At 70.7% G+C, this 16,190-nt stretch carries 11 protein-coding genes; 6 read left to right on the top strand and 5 right to left on the bottom strand.

Annotated elements, in window-relative coordinates:
• Positions 1–2,224 (bottom strand): Pls/PosA family non-ribosomal peptide synthetase (locus ABD385_RS23895; RefSeq protein ID WP_344579528.1); only part of this gene is annotated, 2,224 nt, incomplete at its 3' end.
• A gap of 1,308 nt (positions 2,225–3,532) precedes the next feature.
• Between ABD385_RS23895 and ABD385_RS23890 the strand changes: the two genes are divergently transcribed.
• From ABD385_RS23890 to ABD385_RS23865, 6 genes are all read left to right on the top strand, one after another.
• Positions 3,533–3,700, top strand: a complete 168-nt coding sequence (locus ABD385_RS23890; protein ID WP_165479610.1) for a hypothetical protein — start codon at positions 3,533–3,535, stop codon at positions 3,698–3,700.
• A 559-nt stretch (positions 3,701–4,259) separates the two neighbouring features.
• Complete coding sequence (locus tag ABD385_RS23885; RefSeq protein WP_344579525.1) at positions 4,260–5,702, top strand: family 2B encapsulin nanocompartment shell protein; 1,443 nt, start codon at positions 4,260–4,262, stop codon at positions 5,700–5,702.
• An 18-nt stretch (positions 5,703–5,720) separates the two neighbouring features.
• Complete coding sequence (locus ABD385_RS23880; RefSeq protein WP_344579523.1) at positions 5,721–6,779, top strand: family 2 encapsulin nanocompartment cargo protein terpene cyclase; 1,059 nt, start codon at positions 5,721–5,723, stop codon at positions 6,777–6,779.
• 32 nt (positions 6,780–6,811) lie between these two features.
• Entirely contained in the window at positions 6,812–7,690 is an 879-nt protein-coding gene (locus ABD385_RS23875) for a geranyl diphosphate 2-C-methyltransferase (protein WP_344579521.1), read from the top strand.
• A 127-nt stretch (positions 7,691–7,817) separates the two neighbouring features.
• Complete coding sequence (locus ABD385_RS23870) at positions 7,818–8,633, top strand: LppU/SCO3897 family protein (protein ID WP_344579519.1); 816 nt, start codon at positions 7,818–7,820, stop codon at positions 8,631–8,633.
• Positions 8,634–8,736: 103 nt separating this feature from the next.
• Positions 8,737–9,315: a MarR family winged helix-turn-helix transcriptional regulator gene (locus tag ABD385_RS23865; protein WP_344579516.1), complete on the top strand. Its 579-nt coding sequence runs from the start codon at positions 8,737–8,739 to the stop codon at positions 9,313–9,315.
• A gap of 43 nt (positions 9,316–9,358) precedes the next feature.
• Here the strand turns inward: ABD385_RS23865 and narI are convergent, their stop codons facing one another.
• From narI to ABD385_RS23845, 4 genes are read right to left on the bottom strand one after another with little or no spacing between them, the layout of a single operon-like run.
• Positions 9,359–10,123, bottom strand: a complete 765-nt coding sequence (gene narI / locus ABD385_RS23860) for a respiratory nitrate reductase subunit gamma (RefSeq protein WP_344579514.1) — start codon at positions 10,121–10,123, stop codon at positions 9,359–9,361.
• A complete protein-coding gene (gene narJ, locus ABD385_RS23855; protein ID WP_344579513.1) occupies positions 10,120–10,710 on the bottom strand; it encodes a nitrate reductase molybdenum cofactor assembly chaperone in 591 nt (196 codons plus the stop codon). The genes narI and narJ overlap by 4 nt, the downstream gene beginning before the upstream one ends.
• Positions 10,707–12,344, bottom strand: coding sequence for a nitrate reductase subunit beta (gene narH, locus ABD385_RS23850; protein WP_344579512.1), 1,638 nt, complete (start codon positions 12,342–12,344; stop codon positions 10,707–10,709). The genes narJ and narH overlap by 4 nt, the downstream gene beginning before the upstream one ends.
• A gap of 2 nt (positions 12,345–12,346) precedes the next feature.
• The gene (locus tag ABD385_RS23845; RefSeq protein ID WP_344579542.1) at positions 12,347–16,042 is read right to left on the bottom strand and encodes a nitrate reductase subunit alpha; all 3,696 of its coding nucleotides are present in this window, start codon (positions 16,040–16,042) and stop codon (positions 12,347–12,349) included.
• Positions 16,043–16,190 lie beyond the last annotated feature (148 nt).

The raw sequence follows: 16,190 nt of genomic DNA, 5'->3' as shown, positions 1-16,190 counted from the left end.
GTCCGAGGCGGACGCCGTGCAGGCGCCAGACGAGGTTCTTGAACGGGGTGCCGTTGAAGGCGTTGAAGTGGGTGTCGGGGACCTTCCACAGCCGCTCGTGGTGCCAGAAGTACGGGTCGTAGATGGAACACACCTGGGGCCGCAGCGGGCGGAACCGCGTCATGCACCGCTCCACCAGCGCGTAGTAGACGGCGGTGAACCCCAGGCTCCCCGCCAGGAAGCCGGCGTCCAGGGCGAGGCCCACGCCGTCGTCGCGGGTGGCGGTCGCCAGGCTCAGCAGCGTCAGGCCGAAGACGTGCACCCACCGGATGAACAGGACCAGGGCGATGGTGCGGAGGTTGTAGCGGTTCTTGGCGGCCAGTCGTCGGTGCAGTTCGTCGCCGCTGCGCAGGTGGTCGAAGCGGCTGTCGCGCTCCACCGACCTCGGTATCTCGAAGCACGGTGAACCCAGCAGGCCCACACCGGTGCGGACCTCCCCGTCCAGCGGGACCATCACCTTGGTCGCCAGCAGGCAGTTCTCACCGGTGCGACCCTGTGCGGGGTAGGCGATGTAGTTGCCCAGGAAGTTGTGGTTGCCGATCGTCGTGCGGGCGACGCTGAAGGAGGTCCGGGAGATCTCGGCGTTGAGCAGCGACAGGCCGTCGGCGACCATCGTGCCGGTGCCGACCGTGCTCAGGTACGGGGAGTCGTGCTGGAGCCCGATGCCGAAGTTCGAACCGGTCTGCTCGACGGGGGAGAGACGGTACCCCAGGCCCCGTTGCAGGTAACTGACGATGGCGGAGCTGTCCCCGAAGAGCCAGACGAAGAACTTGAGGTTGGTCATCCGCGCGACCGTGCGGTGCACGGAGTAGCGGAATCCGTAGAGCGGGTAGGCCGTCCCGGGGACGAGCAGCCGGTGCAACAGGCGGGGAACGGTGCCCAGCACGGCCAGACCCACGACGACGAAGCCGACGAACCCCACGAGGGAGAGGGCCAGGGCGTCGAGGAGCAGCGCGCCGGAGGTGACGGGCTGCGGAGCGAGGCCGTCCGGGCCGTCCAGCACCGGCACCCGGGTCAGCAGCAGGGCGGTGCCGGCGACGATCAGCGGCACGCCGAGGAGGAGCGCCTTCGCCAGGCCCACCACGCCGAACGCGGCCCGTCGCCAGGTGCCGCACCGCACCGGTGGGACCCGTACGTAGTTGACCTCGGTGGGTTGGGCCGGCGAGCCGTGCCACCGCTGCCCGCTGGGCACGCTCGCACCGCGCGGCAGCGCGGAGGTGTGGCCGAGCTGCGCACCGTCGCCCATCGAGGTGCCGATGTCCAGGACCGTCCGCTCGCCGACGAACACGTCTCGTCCGAGGGTGACAGGACCCGTCTGTATCCGCCCGGCATGGGCCCGGTAGCAGAGGAAGAACGCGTCCTTGCGGATCACCGTCCCGGCGCCGATCGTGAGCAGGTCGGTGCAGACCGGGACCGTGCGGGACAGGATCGTGACGTGCTTGCCGACCCTCGCCCCGAGCGCCCGCAGGTAGAGCACGTACACGGGACTTCCGACGAACAGCACGACGGGGTTGGCGTGCACCAGGACCTTCACGATCCAGAAGCGCAGGTAGGTCAGCCCCCAGACGGGAAACGCGCGGGCCGTCCACCGGCCTATGAGGAGCCATTTGGCGAGGACCGGGAAAGCACACAGCCCGAGGAATTCGGCGCCTCCGAAGGCGACCGCCCGACGGTAGACGCCGCTCGGTCCCGAACCGTCGGCCACCCATCGGTATCCGCGCGTGGTGGCGAATGCGACGAGGCCCGAATACCCGAGGAAGAACACCAACTGGGCCACCCCGCACAGGACATAGCGCACGGTGCTGCCGGTGGGTGGTGCCTCGTCCGGCGGTGCGGCGGTCGGGGCGGATTCCGTGACACCGGGGGCGGTTCGGGCGGGCGCGGCATCGACCACCGCGACCGCGAGGCTGCGCACCGTCGAGTGCTGGTAGATGTCCTTCATCGACACCGGCGGCAAATCCGGCCGCTTTCTGACCCGTGCGCAGAAGTGCGCCATCACCAGCGAGTCGGCACCGAGGTCGGCGAAGAAATGACTGTCGACCGCGACCCGCTCGGTGCGCACGACCTCGGCCAGCAATTCGGCGAAGGCGCGCTCCACGCCGGCCGCTGAATCGCCGCCGTCCGCAGGCGGCGTGCGGGATTCCAGCGGGTCGCCGGGCGGGCCGTCACCGGGTTCTCTGACCATGCGAACTCCTTGAGTCTCATGCGCTTTGTGCGCACTGAATCCGATGCGCCGGACCTGCGGGTCGGGGCGGGCCCGTGGGGGCCGCGGGGCCGGCGGAGGGCGTGCCGTGGTGCGGTGCGTCAGGGCGCGTCCGCCCTGTTGAGCGAGGAGACCGGGCCTTGCGGGCATGCCGACGTCGCGGGCGTACCCGCAACGGCGCCAGTGCCGTGAGAAGTGCCGGCCCGCCGGCACCACCTGTCGGGCGACGCGCAGCAGTCGTCGCCCGACAGTCGTGTCCCGTGCCGTATCGGACGACACCGGAATGCTCAATGCGCCCGCCGGCAGACGAATTCACCAACGGTCCCCTGGCATAACCTCAGGCGTACCGCCGGCGACAAAGGACGTACGACTCCCCGATGGTTTCCCGGCGCCCGAAAGCGCCGCCGATCCTCGACCTCTACGCCCGGGCGCAGTCGTTTCGCACCCAGCGTGAGAACGCCGGTCTGGGCGTGCTCGTGTTCGCCGTTCGGTGCCCTTTCACAGCCCGGCCAACGGCAGAACTAAGGGATACCTCACAACGATCAATCGGCAACCCGCCGGGGGCTTCCAGTGACCATCCCGGGCCGGTTCCGGTCGAAGTCAAAACGACGCGCAGAGGGAATCCAGCATTGTGCCCCCTTTCCGATCCGGTCGAATGGGGTCGTTGAAGAACGTAGGACCCGACCGGAAGGTGAACTAGGCAGGTGTAGGCCAATAAAAATGCACGCCTGCACACGACGAAAATGGATCAGCTCGTCCGTTCCCCCGAGGTTTGGCCTCCGTGTAACGCAGCCTCACGCGGGGTTCACCACCTGCTGGTTCGTGCCGCGCCCGCCTCGTCTGAGAGGTCGGTACGCACCCGCCCACTACCTCACAAATGTCAAGAAACGCCACAAAACGCAACAAATTTCCATAACTCTCAAAAGGTGTGAATGGCTACGCGCGGCGGTAAGGGAGAGTGGGCGCTATACGCGTCAACACGGGAGCGGGCTGGCGCAAAGCAGCCGACGGGTCGAGTGCCCTCGCTAAAGATTCGACCGCTCTCCGGCAAGGGCTCGCCACGCTCCGGTAAACCAGTCGCCAGGCCGCTCGGAGGGGAATTTTTACTCTCATTCCTCCGGTTTTCCTCCGGCGCGCTCGGTGTTCCCCCGGTCCGTTCTCCGCGACGGTGCGGGTGGGGTGCGTGGTGCCGCGCCGTGGTGAGGAAACGTCACATCAGGGTCAGAGCTTGTGAACATCATCCAAAAGCGGTAATGGCCGCAGACCGCTCATGCCCCTATCATCTGCGACATGACGCCCACATGCGTCCCAGACGCCACTGCCGAGGCCAACGAGCGCATACGTGCGTTCATGGCCGCCCGAGTCGGTCGGCCGCTATGGCCCGAGGAGCAAGCCGAGTACGAGCAACTGCTCACCGCCTGGGCGAACTCCGTACAGACATCCCCCACCACCAGTTGAACTGGACCAGCCCCGCCCCTGCCACGGCAGGGGCGGGGCGTCGTTCGGTTCGGGGCGCGGTGGGGCGGGACGGGCGAGCCTGCGCCGCCGTCCGGGGCTCGTCACGGCCGGTGCCACCAAGGCGGTCGGGACGTCCCAGTCGGTCCGACGGAGACGCACCCCCCTCGTGGCGCTGCTCACGACGAAACCGCCCTTGGGTGGAGCCACTTGGCGTGGTCGCACCGCCGAGGCCAGGAGCGCCCCTGAACCGCCTACCGACCAAGTCCCTTGGCAATAAAGGATGTTCGGATTAGTGTGCGACGCGCCCATCAAATGAGGTACCTGGTTGGTGACGCCCGCGGTGCATGCATCCCCGGGAATGGTGGTAGCGAGGGGGCGCGCAGAAGCGCGAGTGAGCCCCTTCTGCAACATTCTGATGTTTGCGCCCCCTGAATGCGAAGGCGCCCCCCTTCGCGCCGTACCGGGATGATCTCTCGCCTGTTTCGCTTGTCCCTGCGCACGGCCACCCTGCGCACCACTGGCCGTTCTGCTCATCTCTGTTCACCTCCCGGGAGGGAATGTGTCCACACCGGACAGCGTCACCGGTTCCGCCACCGAAGAGCCCGCACTCGAACCACCCGCAGACAGCGCGCGCACCAGCCTCGCCACACAGGCCGCACGCCAACTCGCCACCACCACCAAGACCGTGCCCCAGATGCAGGCCATCACCTCGCGGTGGCTGGTGAAGATGCTGCCGTGGGTGGACGTCAAGGGTGGCACCTACCGGGTCAACCGGCGTCTGCAGCTCCGAGTCGGCCGGGGACGCGTCCAGTTCGAGCAGAACGGCGCGGACGACATCAAGGTCATCCCGCAGACCCTCACCGAACTCCCCGTCCTGCGCGGCTACGACGACGTCGAGGTCCTCAAGGAGATCGCCGGCCGCTTCCGCGTCCGTGACGTCCGGGCCGGCCAAGTCCTCTTCGAGGCCGGGCAGCCCGCCACCGAGGCGTACCTCGTCGTCCACGGCCGGTTCGCCCGCTACAAGGCCGGCAAGTACGGCGAGGACGAGGTCATCGGCGTCGTCACGGACGGCGACCAGATGGGCGACGAGGCGATCGGCCAACCCGAACCGCGGTGGTTGAGCTCCGTACGGGCCGAAACCGCGGGCGTGGTGATGGCCCTGCCCTGGGGCGTGCTCCAGGAGTTCACCGAACGGGCGCCGTCCCTGGCCGCCCACCTCACGGCGTACGCGGAGCAGCAGCAGCGCCCCACGAACCGCAAGGGGGAGGCGGAGGTCCCGGTACAGGCGGGCCACGTCGGCGAGCCGACGCTGTCCGGCGGCTACGTCGACTACGAACTCGCCCCCCGCGAGTACGAACTCTCCCTCACCCAGACCGTGCTCCGGGTCCACAGTCGCGTCGCCGACCTCTACAACGAGCCGATGGACCAGACCCAGCAGCAACTCCGGCTCACCGTCGAGGAGATCCGCGAGCGCCAGGAATGGGAGCTGGTCAACAACCGCGAGTTCGGACTGCTGCACAACGCCGACTACGGCCAACGCATCAGCACCTACACCGGCCCCCCGACCCCCGACGACATGGACGAACTGCTGTCCATGCGCCGCAAGACCCGACTGTTCCTGGCCCACCCGAAGGCGATCGCCGCCTTCTTCCGGCAGTGCAACAAGCGCGGACTGGTGCCGGGCACGGCCGACGTCGACGGCCACGAGGTCCCCGCCTGGCGCGGCGTCCCGATCTTCCCGTGCGGCAAGATCCCGATCGGCGACGCCCACACCAGCAGCATCATCGCGCTGCGCACCGGCGAGGCGGACCAGGGCGTCGTCGGCCTGTACCAGACCGGTATCCCCGAAGAGTTCCAACCCGGCCTGAACGTCCGCTTCATGGGGATCGACCAGGCCGCCATCATCAAGTACCTCGTCACCGCCTACTACTCGCAGGCCATCCTCGTGCCCGACGCCGTCGGCATCTTGGAGAACGTCCAGCTCGGCCGGAGCGCCGACTGACCCGGTGGAGTCTGAAGCATGAGCACGCCCCCCAACACCGACACCGGGTTCTCGCTGCCCGGACCGCCCAACCTCGCCCGTGACCTGCGGGCCCGCCGCAGCGGAGCGGTACCCGGCCTCGCGTACCGGGCCGCCGCCCCCGCCGACCCGGAGAAGGCCGCGGAGATCGACCGCCGGCTGGAAGCCTGGGCCCGCGGCCTGGACCTCTTCCCCGCCCAGTGGAGCGGCGACTTCGCGGAGTTCCAGTGCGGCCGCGCCGTCGTCCTGCAACACCCCGGCGCGCTCGACCTCGAACGCCTCACCGCCGCCGGCAAGTTCCTGCTCGCCGAGAACGTCGTGGACAGCTGCTACTGCGAGGAGGACGAAGGGCGGGGCGCCTCGCGCAGCATCCTCGGCGGTCGCCTGATCCTGGCCCAGTCCGCCCTCGACCCCTACCACGGCACCCCCGCGCTGGAGGCCGAGTGGCTGGAGGGCATGCAGGCCGACGGCCCGCTGCGCTCGTACTACTGGGCCATGAAGGACTACGCGGCCCTCGCCACGCCCAGCCAGGCCGACCGGTTCGTGCACGACATGGCCCGGCTGCACCTCGGCTACCTCGCCGAGGCGTCCTGGTCGCAGTCGCGGTACGCACCGCAGGTCTGGGAGTACCTGGTCATGCGGCAGTTCAACAACTTCCGCCCCTGCCTGTCCATCGTCGACACGGTGGACGGCTACGAACTGCCCGAGGCGCTCTACGCCCGACCCGAGGTCCAACGGGTCACCGCCCTGGCGTGCAACGCCACGACCATCGTCAACGACCTGTACTCCTTCACCAAGGAGCTGGCCAGCGACCCGACCCACCTGAACCTGCCACAAGTGGTGGCCGCCAACGACAAGCGCGGCCTCAAGGCCGCCTACCTCAAGAGCGTCGAGATCCACAACCAGGTCTTCGAGGCGTTCGAGACCGAGTCGGCCCCCTTGGCCGCCCTCTCCCCACTCTTGGAGAGGTACGTCCGGGGTCTGGCCGACTGGGTCGCCGGCAACCACGAATGGCACTCCACCAACACCGACCGCTACCAGCTGCCCAACTACTGGTAGATCGATCCACGTACCACTGCAAGGAGTCACCGTTGACCATCGCACACGCCGACACCGCCACCCGCACGCCGGTGCCGACCCAGTCCACGTACCAGTCACGGGTCGCGGACTACTGGAACGCCGAAGAGAACCCGGTCAACCTCGAACTCGGCAAGATCGACGACCTGTACCACCACCACTACGGCATCGGGGACGCCGACCGTTCGGTGCTGGACGAGCAGGACGCCGACCTGCGCCGCGAGCGGGTCACCGGCGAACTGCACCGCCTGGAACACGCCCAGGCCGACCTCCTCGCCTCCCACCTCGGTGACCTCGGCCCCACCGACCGCGTCTTCGACGCCGGCTGCGGACGCGGCGGCGGCAGCGTGGTGGCGAACCTGCGCTACGGCTGCCACGCCGACGGCGTCACCATCTCCGCCAAGCAGGCCGAGTTCGCCAACGAGCAGGCCCGCAAGCGCGGCATCGACGACAAGGTGCGGTACCACCACCGCAACATGCTCGACACCGGCTTCACCACCGGCGCCTACGCGGCGTCGTGGAACAACGAGTCGACCATGTACGTCGAGCTGGAGCTGCTCTTCGCGGAGCACGCGCGGCTGCTGCGCCGCGGCGGCCGCTACGTCACCATCACCGGCTGCTACAACGACGCCTACGGCCGCGCCTCCCGCGAGGTGTCGCTGATCAACGCCCACTACATCTGTGACATCCACCCGCGCTCGGCGTACTTCAACGCCATGGCCCGCAACCGGCTGGTCCCCGCGCACGTCGAGGACCTCACCGAGGCCGCGCTCCCGTACTGGGAGCTGCGTCGGGAGGCCGACCACCTGGTCACCGGCATCGAGGACACCTTCTTGAACGCCTACCGCAACGGAAGCTTCCAGTACCTGCTGATCGTCGCCGACCGCGTGTGACCTCCCGGGGGCCGCGCGGCTGACGGCGCGGCCCCCGGAGCCCCCTGCGACGCCCCGACCGACCAGGCACTACGGTGTCTGGTCGGCGCCGCGTCCGGTGCCGTCAACGGGACTCAGGGGGACAACCGTGGCCACTCCGCCACCGCCGTACGGATCCGCACCACATGCCTGGGCCCCGCCGCCCGGCGGCCAGGCACACCACCAGGCGCCCTACCCCAACGGGCCGTACGCCCCGCCCCAGCCACCTCCCGGATACGCCGTGCCCCAGCCGTACGGTCCGTACCCGCCGCAGCCCGGCACGCCCGCCTGCGGTGTCTGCGGGGCGGGGCCCGCGGCGCCCGCCGTCGTCCGCGGTCACCAGGGCATCATCGTCCTGATGCGGTTCCTGAGCCGGCGTGGGACGTTCTGCCGCGACTGCGGACTCGCCACCGTCCGCGAGATGTCCGCACGGACCCTGTGGCAGGGCTGGTGGGGGCCGATGTCCCTGTTCATCACGCCCGTCACCCTGCTGATGAACCTCGGCCCCGCGGCCCGCTTCCGCGGACTCACCGCCCCGACGGGCGGCTTCCGACCGGCGCTCGACCCGGGGAAGCCGTTGCTGCGCCGACCTGAGGCGCTGCTCTTCCTCGTGCCGATGCTGCTCGTCGCCTTGGCGCTCCCCGCGCTCTTCGTCATCGGCCTGCTGTCCGACGGGGCGAGGTCCTCGTCCGGACCCGGCTTCGACACCGCGCCGACCCTCGCCGTCGGAGCCTGTGTGCGCAACGACGGTGACTGGCACGAACAGGACCTACAGGTGACGGAGTGCGGCGCACCGGACGCCCAGTACCGGGTGACGCGTCGCCTGGAGCGGGCCGGAACGAGTTGTGCCCGCGGGGAGTTGTACGCCGACCTCAGGTACGGTCCCGGCGGCACGACGGTGTCGTGCCTCGAACCGCTGCGCTAGGTCCGTACCGCTGGGCGCGCCGGAACCACCAGGTCGGCGCGGGCCGGCAACGAAGTGCGGTCGCGGGCGTACCGGGGGCGGCCGGGCCGGTATAACCTTCCCCATGCCTCTTGACGAAGCCGCACCGCAGCAGCCCTCCGGCCGGCCCGCCGCATGGTCCGACCTCGATGCGGAGGCCGAGGACGTGACGGTGGCGGTCATGACGGCGTCCCGCCTGCTGATGGCCGTCTCGGCGCGCGCCCTGTCCTCCATAGACGACGCCGTGACCCTGCCCCAACTGCGGGCCCTGGTCGTGCTGGAGAGCTGCGAGCCACTCAAACTCGCCGCGCTGGCCAGCACGTTGGGGGTGAACCCGTCGACCGCGATGCGGATGGTCGACAAGCTCGAAGCCGTCGGACTGGTCGACCGCCGGGCCAACCCGGAAAATCGCCGCGAGGTCGTCCTGCGCCTCACGGCGGCGGGACGGGACGTGGTGGAGCAGGTGCTCGCGCACCGCCGGGCCGAGATCCGCACGTTGGTGGGCCGGTTGCCGGCCGAGCAACGCGAGGGACTGGTACCGGCGTTGCAGGCACTGATCCAGGCCGCCGGGGAGCTGGCCGTGGATCCGGTCGACGAGGTGCGGCGGACGGGCGGGCTGGTGCCGAACCCGCTCGCGCCGGGCGGGCGCGACGGCCTGGGCTGAAGCTGCGCGGAAGCGGGCCCGCGCGGGCCGGCCGGCGTACCGGTCAGTGCGGTGCGTCGATCCGCTTCCGTCGGGCGGCGGGCTTTCGGCGGACGGGCCCTGCGGTGGCGGGGTGACGGTAGGGCGTGGCACGGGCCCGCGAGCGGTAGACGACGTAGGGCCGGATCAGGTAGCCGACGGGGGCGGTGAAGGCGTGGATGAGCCGGCTGAAGGGCCAGAGCGCGAACAGGGCCATCGCCAGCAGGGCGTGGACCTGGTACACCAGCGGCGCGTGTGCCATCGCCGGGACGTCGGGGTCGAGGGCGAACAGGCTGCGGAACCAGACGGAGACGCCCAGGCGGTAGTCGTAGGGGTTGGCCACCGAGGAGGCGGTGGCGGTGAGCCCGGCCAACAGGACGACCGTCAGCAGCGGATAGACCAGGCGGTCGCTGCGGCTGGTCGCCTGGCGGACGGCGGGCACCCGCAGCCGGCGCCAGAGCAGGACCGCCAGGCCGCAGACGGCCGCGATGCCGGCCGCGCCGCCCATGGTGAGCGCGACCGTGTGGTACATCGTCTCGCTCACCTGGAGCCGTTGGGTGAGCCCTTCGGGCACGAGCAACCCCATGACGTGGCCGCCGGCGACGAACAGCAGGGCGTAGTGGAACAGCGGGCCGCCGACGCGCAGCATCCGGGACTCGTGGAGCTGACTGGAACGGGTGGTGAAGCCGAAGCGGTCGTAGCGGTAGCGCCAGAGCGTGCCGGCGATCAGGACGGTCAGGGACAGGTAGGGCAGGACGCCCCACAGGGCGATGCGCACGTGCGTGGTCACCGGCGGACTCCTTCGTCGCCCGGGGCGCTCAGGAGGGGGAAGGGTACGGGGGTCGGGGCGTCCGCGACGGGCGCCGGCGGCGGGCCGGCGGGCACCGTGCGCTGGACGGCCCGCAGGACGTCGACGTAGGGGCTGCGGTGGGCTTCGAGGGCCTGGGTGAGCAGGTCCACGGCGCCGCGGTACTGGTGGAGCAGGGGCGTGCCCGCCTGGGGGCAGCGGGCCGCGAATTCGAGCAGGGCGGGGAGGAAGTCGGGGAGTTCGCCGTCGTCGGGCTGCCAGCCGTGGGCGCGGTACCGGCCCTTGAGCGCGGCGAGGGTGGCGCCGCGCCGGCGGGTGTCGCCGTCGGTGTAGTGGGTCAGGTGCAGGGTCCGGCGTCGCGTGCGGTCGAAGGTGGTGACGTAGCGCGCCGCCAGTTCCAGGGTCGGGGCCTGCGCCGGCCCGTGGCAGAAGCAGAGCAGCAACTCCACCTCCGGGCCGCGGAGTTGGGTGAGGGCGGCGGTGACGTGGGCGACCCGCTGCGGCCAGTTCGGGTCGGGGTAGGACAGGAGCAGGGCGGCCGCCTGGTGCACGGCGCGGTGGCGGTTCATCGGCTGCCGCCCTCTTCGCCGCGGGACGGGAACAGGCCCTGTGGTCGGCCCCGGCCGTTCCAGTTCAGCAGGTTGATCCGGTCGCGCAGGCCGCCCTTGCGCGCGCCGGCGGCGGCCACCGGCGGGGCGTGGAAGGCGTCCGGCTCGTACATGCCGGGTCCGCCGTGCCCCTCCAGGCTGCACCCGTCCCCGGGATCGGCGTCCCGGTCGGTGTCGACGGTGTATCCGGTGGGAATCACGTAGCGCTCCTCGTACTTGGCCAGCGCCAGCAGTCGGTACATGGCTTCGATGGACTGCTCGTCCATGCCGACGCCGCGGGCGATGTCGGGGTTCCGTTCCTCACCGAGGTTGATCCGGCGCATGTGCGCGCGCATCGCGGCGAGCCGGCACAGTGCGGCCTCGACCGGTGCGGTGTCCCCGGCGGTGAACAGCCCGGCCAGGTAGTCGAGGGGGATGCGGAGCGTGTCGATGGCGCCGAAGAGGTTGGCGGGGTCCTCGCCGTCGTGGCCGCTGCGGGTCAGGGCGTCGACGACGGGGGAGAGCGGGGGGACGTACCAGACCATGGGCAGGGTGCGGTACTCGGGATGGAGGGGGAGGGCGACCCGGTAGCGGGTGATCAGGTCGCGGACGGGGGAGTGGCGGGCGGCGGTGATCCAGTCGTGTGGGATGCCGGACTCCTCGGCGGCCCGGACGACCTCGGGATCGTCGGGGTCGAGGAAGCAGTCGAGTTGGGCCTCGTACAGGTCCCGCTCGTCGGGGACGGCGGCGGCCTCGCCGGCCCGGTCCGCGTCGTAGAGCATCACACCGAGGTAGCGCAGCCGGCCGACGCAGGTCTCCGAGCAGACGGTGGGCTCGCCGGCCTCGATGCGCGGGTAGCACAGGGTGCACTTCTCGGCCTTGCCTGTGCTGTGGTTGAAGTACACCTTCTTGTACGGGCAGCCGCTGACGCACATCCGCCAGCCGCGGCAACGGTCCTGGTCGACCAGGACGATGCCGTCCTCGATGCGCTTGTAGAGCGCGCCGGAGGGACAGACCGCGACGCAGGACGGGTTCAGGCAGTGTTCGCAGATCCGCGGCAGGTAGAACATGAACGCCTGCTCGTACTCCAGCGCGACCTGGTCGTTCATCTTGCGGAGCACCGGGTCGCCGGCCAGGTGCTCGGGGCCGCCGCCGAGGTCGTCGTCCCAGTTGGGACCCCAGGTCACCGCCGTGGGCCGGCCGTCGATCAGGGAGTGCGGGCGGGCGGTCGGCAGGTCCTCGCCCAGGGGCGCGGAGATCAGCGTCTCGTAGTCGTAGGTCCAGGGCTCGTAGTAGTCGTCGAGTTGCGGGAGTTCGGGGTTGGCGAAGAGTCGGGCCAGGCGGCGGGCGCGGCCGCCGGAGCGCGGCACGAGGCGGCCCCGGCCGTCCAGGCGCCACCCGCCCTTCCACTTGTCCTGGTCCTCGTGGCCGCGGGGGTAGCCCTGGCCGGGGCGGGTCTCGACGTTGTTGAACCAGGCGTACTCGGTGCCCTGGCGGTTGGTCCAGGTCTGTTTGCAGGTGACCGAGCAGGTGTGGCAGCCGATGCACTTGTCGAGGTTCATGACCATGGCGACCTGCGCCATGCAGCGGCCGACGGGGCTCTTGCGACGGGGCATCTTCAGTACTCCACGTGCTGGGTGCGGCGGCGGATGACGGTGACCGCGTCCCGCTGGTTGCCGGTGGGGCCGTAGTAGTTGGGGGCGAACGACAACTGGCCGTAGCCGCCGATGAGGTGGGTGGGTTTGATCAGCAGGCGGGTGAGGGCGTTGTGCACGCCGCCGCGGCGTCCGGTGGCCTGGGTGCGCGGGACGTTCACCAGGCGTTCCTGGACGTGGTACATGAACACCGTGCCGGGCGGCATCCGGTGCGAGACCACGGCCCGGGCGGTCACCACGCCGTTGGGGTTGACCGCTTCGATCCAGTCGTTGTCCGCGACGCCGATGGCCTCGGCGTCGGCGACGCTCATCCAGATGACCGGCCCGCCGCGGGCCAGCGTCTGCATGAGGAGGTTCTCCTGGTACTCGGAGTGGATCGACCACTTCGAGTGCGGAGTGAGGTAGCGGACCGTCACCGAACGCGCGCCGTCCTCGACCGGACCGCTGCCCTGCACCGCCGACTGGTCCAACGGCGGCCGGTAGACGGGCAGTTGCTCGCCGAGTTCGGCCATCCAGTCGTGATCGAGGTAGAAGTGCTGGCGCCCGGTGAGGGTGTGCCAGGGCTTGCGGTGTTCGGTGTTGACGGTGAACGGCGCGTAGCGGCGGTCCGGCGCCTCCTTGCCGGACCATTCGAAGCTGGATCCGACCTGGACGGGCCGGTTCTGGGTGTCGGAGAAGACCACCCGCCGCTCGCGGACCGCCTCGGCGAGCGCGGCGAAGCCGCTGCCCGGGCCGCACCGTTCGGCGAGGCGCTCGAAGCCCTCGGCGGCCAGCCGCCCGTTGGTGGTGCCGGACAGCGCCAGGATCGCCTCGCACATCTTCACGTCGGTGTCCAGGCGGGGCCGCCCGCGGGCCGGGCCGTCGGTGACGGTGCCGCAGCGCTCGGCCAGCCAGCGGGCCTCCGGCGCGGGGTGGACGGTGATGCCCTTGACGGTCATGCCGTGTTCCTCGGCGAGCGGACCGAACGCCGCCAACTTCGCGGCGACGGCCGGGTAGTTGCGTTCGACGACGGTGAACATCGGGAGGTTGCGACCCGGCTCCGGCGGCGCGCCGTCCCGCCAGTCCCGCGGCGTGCCGCCCGGTTGGGCCGTCTCGCCCGGGGTGTCGTGCTGCGGCGGGGTGGCCACCAGGTCGTACGCGGTGTCCAGTCGGCCCACGGCCAACTCGCTGAAGCGGGTGGCGAGTCCCTGGAAGACCTCGAAGTCGGTGCGGGCCTGCCAGGGCGGGTTGATCGCGGGGGAGAAGGCGTGCACGTAGGGGTGCATGTCGGTGCTGGACAGGTCGTGCTTCTCGTACCAGGTCGCGGCGGGCAGGACGAGGTCCGCCATCAGCGTGGTGGACGTCATCCGGAAGTCCAGGGCCAGCAGCAGGTCCAACTTGCCGCGCGGGGCCTCGTCGTGCCAGGCGAGGTCGCGCGGCCGGCCGGCGTCCGGGGCCTCCGCCGCCCGGGCGTTGTCGCTCGCCCCGAGCAGATGCCGCAGGAAGAACTCGTTGCCCTTCGCCGAGGAGCCGATGAGGTTGGCCCGCCACACGGTCAGCACCCGCGGCCAGTTGGCCGGGGCGTCCGGGTCCTCGCAGGCGAACGCCAGCCGGCCGGCGGCGAGTTCGATGGCCGCCCACTCGCCGGGTTCGTGGCCCGACTCGTGCACCCGGCGGCCCAGGTCGAGGGGGTTGGCGGTGAACGCGGGGGCGGACGGCATCCAGCCCAGCCGCATCGACTGGGCGACCAGGTCGGCGGCGTGCCGGCCGGCGAACGTCCCGCCGCCGGTCGGCGCGGCCAGCGAGCCGGCGTCCTGGCCGTCGTAGCGCCACTGGTCGGTGTGCAGGTACCAGTAGGGCGTGCCGGCCACCTGGCGGGACGGGCGCACCCAGTCCGCCGCGGACTGCAACTGCTGCCAGCCGGCGTACGGCCGGACCTTCTCCTGCCCTACGTAGTGGGCCCATCCGCCGCCGTTCACGCCCTGGCAGCCGGTGAGCAGCAGCAGGGTGAGGAACGACCGGTAGATGGTGTCGGAGTGGAACCAGTGGTTGGTGCCCGCCCCCATGACGATCATGCAACGGCCGCGGGTCTTCTCGGCGGTGTGCGCGAACTCCCGGGCCGCGCGCACCACCGCACCCGCCGGCACCGAGGTGATCGTCTCCTGCCAGGCCGGGGTGTAGGGCCGGGCGGCGTCGTCGTAGTCCGCCGGCCAGTCACCCGGCAGCCCCGGCCGCGCGACGCCGTACTGGGCCAGCAGCAGGTCGAAGACCGTGGTCACCTTCCGGCCGCCGATCTCCCGCACCGGGACGCCGCACCGCACGGCCTCCGCGGTGTCGAAGCGCGGCATCAGCACCGGCACGCCCGTACCGCCCGCCTCGTGGAGGGTCAGGGCCGGCTCGATCCCGTTCAGGTCCAGGTTCCAGCGCCCGAGGCCGCTCTTGGACCAGCGGTCGCCGAGGGTGCCGTGCGGGACGACCGGCCGGCCGGAGGCCGCATCGAGCAGCACCGGCTTCCAGGCAGCCGCCGCCGCGTCGTCCTCCTCCAGTCCCAGCGCCGCGGCGGTGACGAACTTCCCCGGCACGAACGCCCCGTCCCGCTCGTCGAGTTCCACCAGGAACGGCAGGTCGGTGAACTGCTTGACGTACTCGACGAAGTACGGGACCTGTCGCCGGACGAAGCACTCGGTGAGCATCACGTGCCCCATCGCCATCGCCACCGCGCCGTCGGTGCCGGGGTGCGGATGCAGCCACTCGTCGGCGAACTTGGTCGCGTCCGCGTAGTCCGGGGAGACCACCACCACCTTCTGGCCGCGGTAGCGCGCCTCGGCCATCCAGTGCGCGTCCGGGGTGCGGGTCACCGGCACGTTGGAGCCCCACAGCATCAGGTACGCGGCGTCCCACCAGTCACCGGACTCCGGTACGTCCGTCTGGTCGCCGAAGACCTGCGGCGAGGCGATCGGCAGGTCCGCGTACCAGTCGTAGAAGGAGACCATCGGCGCGCCGATCAGCGACATGAACCGGGCGCCGACCGCGTGCGAGGCCATCGACATCGCCGGGATCGGCGAGAAGCCGGCGATCCGGTCCGGGCCGTACGCCGCGATGGTGTGGACGTGGGCGGCGGCCGCGATCTCCAGGGCCTCGTCCCACCCGATGCGCACCAGGCCGCCCTTGCCGCGCGCCGACTGGTAGCGGAGGCGTTTGTCGGGGTCGCCGGTGATCTCCGCCCAGGCCGCGACCGGATCGCCCAGTCGCTGGCGCGCCTCGCGGTAGAGCTCCAGGAGGACCCCGCGGGCGTGCGGGTAGCGCACCCGGGTCGGCGAGTAGGTGTACCAGGAGAACGAGGCGCCCCGCGGGCAGCCGCGCGGCTCGTACTCCGGCCGGTCCGGGCCGACCGAGGGGTAGTCGGTCTCCTGCGTCTCCCAGGTGATCACGCCGTCCTTGACGTACACCTTCCACGAACACGAGCCGGTGCAGTTCACTCCGTGCGTGGAACGGACGACCCGGTCGTGGGCCCAACGTTCCCGGTAGGGCGTGTCGTTGACGCTCTGGTCGGTCCGGTAGACCGCCCTCAGGTCCGGCGTCGTGGGTGACCTCCGCAAGGACGTTCCGATCCGCAGCAGCTGCTCTGCGGCCACCGCCGCCACGCGTTCAGCTTCCTTGCGGGTACCGCGTCGTACCACCACCGTCGCTCCTTTCACGGTACGCGGGTAGTGGCGCAGACCACTCGGGCCCCCGTGCCGGGGCGGTCGCGTTCCACCGGCATCAGCTTGACCCCGCCGCAGGTGTCCTGACGCGCAATCACGGGAGGGTTGATGAGAGTTATACGTA

It is taken from the genome of Streptomyces lunalinharesii (assembly GCF_039532155.1).
GTDB lineage: Bacteria > Actinomycetota > Actinomycetes > Streptomycetales > Streptomycetaceae > Streptomyces > Streptomyces lunalinharesii.
The sequence above is the reverse complement of the archived record's forward strand: the minus strand, read 5'-3'. Positions and strand labels throughout refer to the sequence as shown.

Coding starts and splice junctions, on each gene's coding strand:
- ABD385_RS23890 (WP_165479610.1), top strand. CDS start 3,533: ATGACGCCCACATGCGTCCCAGACGCCACTGCCGAGGCCAACGAGCGC.
- ABD385_RS23880 (WP_344579523.1), top strand. CDS start 5,721: ATGAGCACGCCCCCCAACACCGACACCGGGTTCTCGCTGCCCGGACCG.
- ABD385_RS23865 (WP_344579516.1), top strand. CDS start 8,737: ATGCCTCTTGACGAAGCCGCACCGCAGCAGCCCTCCGGCCGGCCCGCC.
- narJ (WP_344579513.1), bottom strand. CDS start 10,710: ATGAACCGCCACCGCGCCGTGCACCAGGCGGCCGCCCTGCTCCTGTCC.
- narH (WP_344579512.1), bottom strand. CDS start 12,344: ATGCCCCGTCGCAAGAGCCCCGTCGGCCGCTGCATGGCGCAGGTCGCC.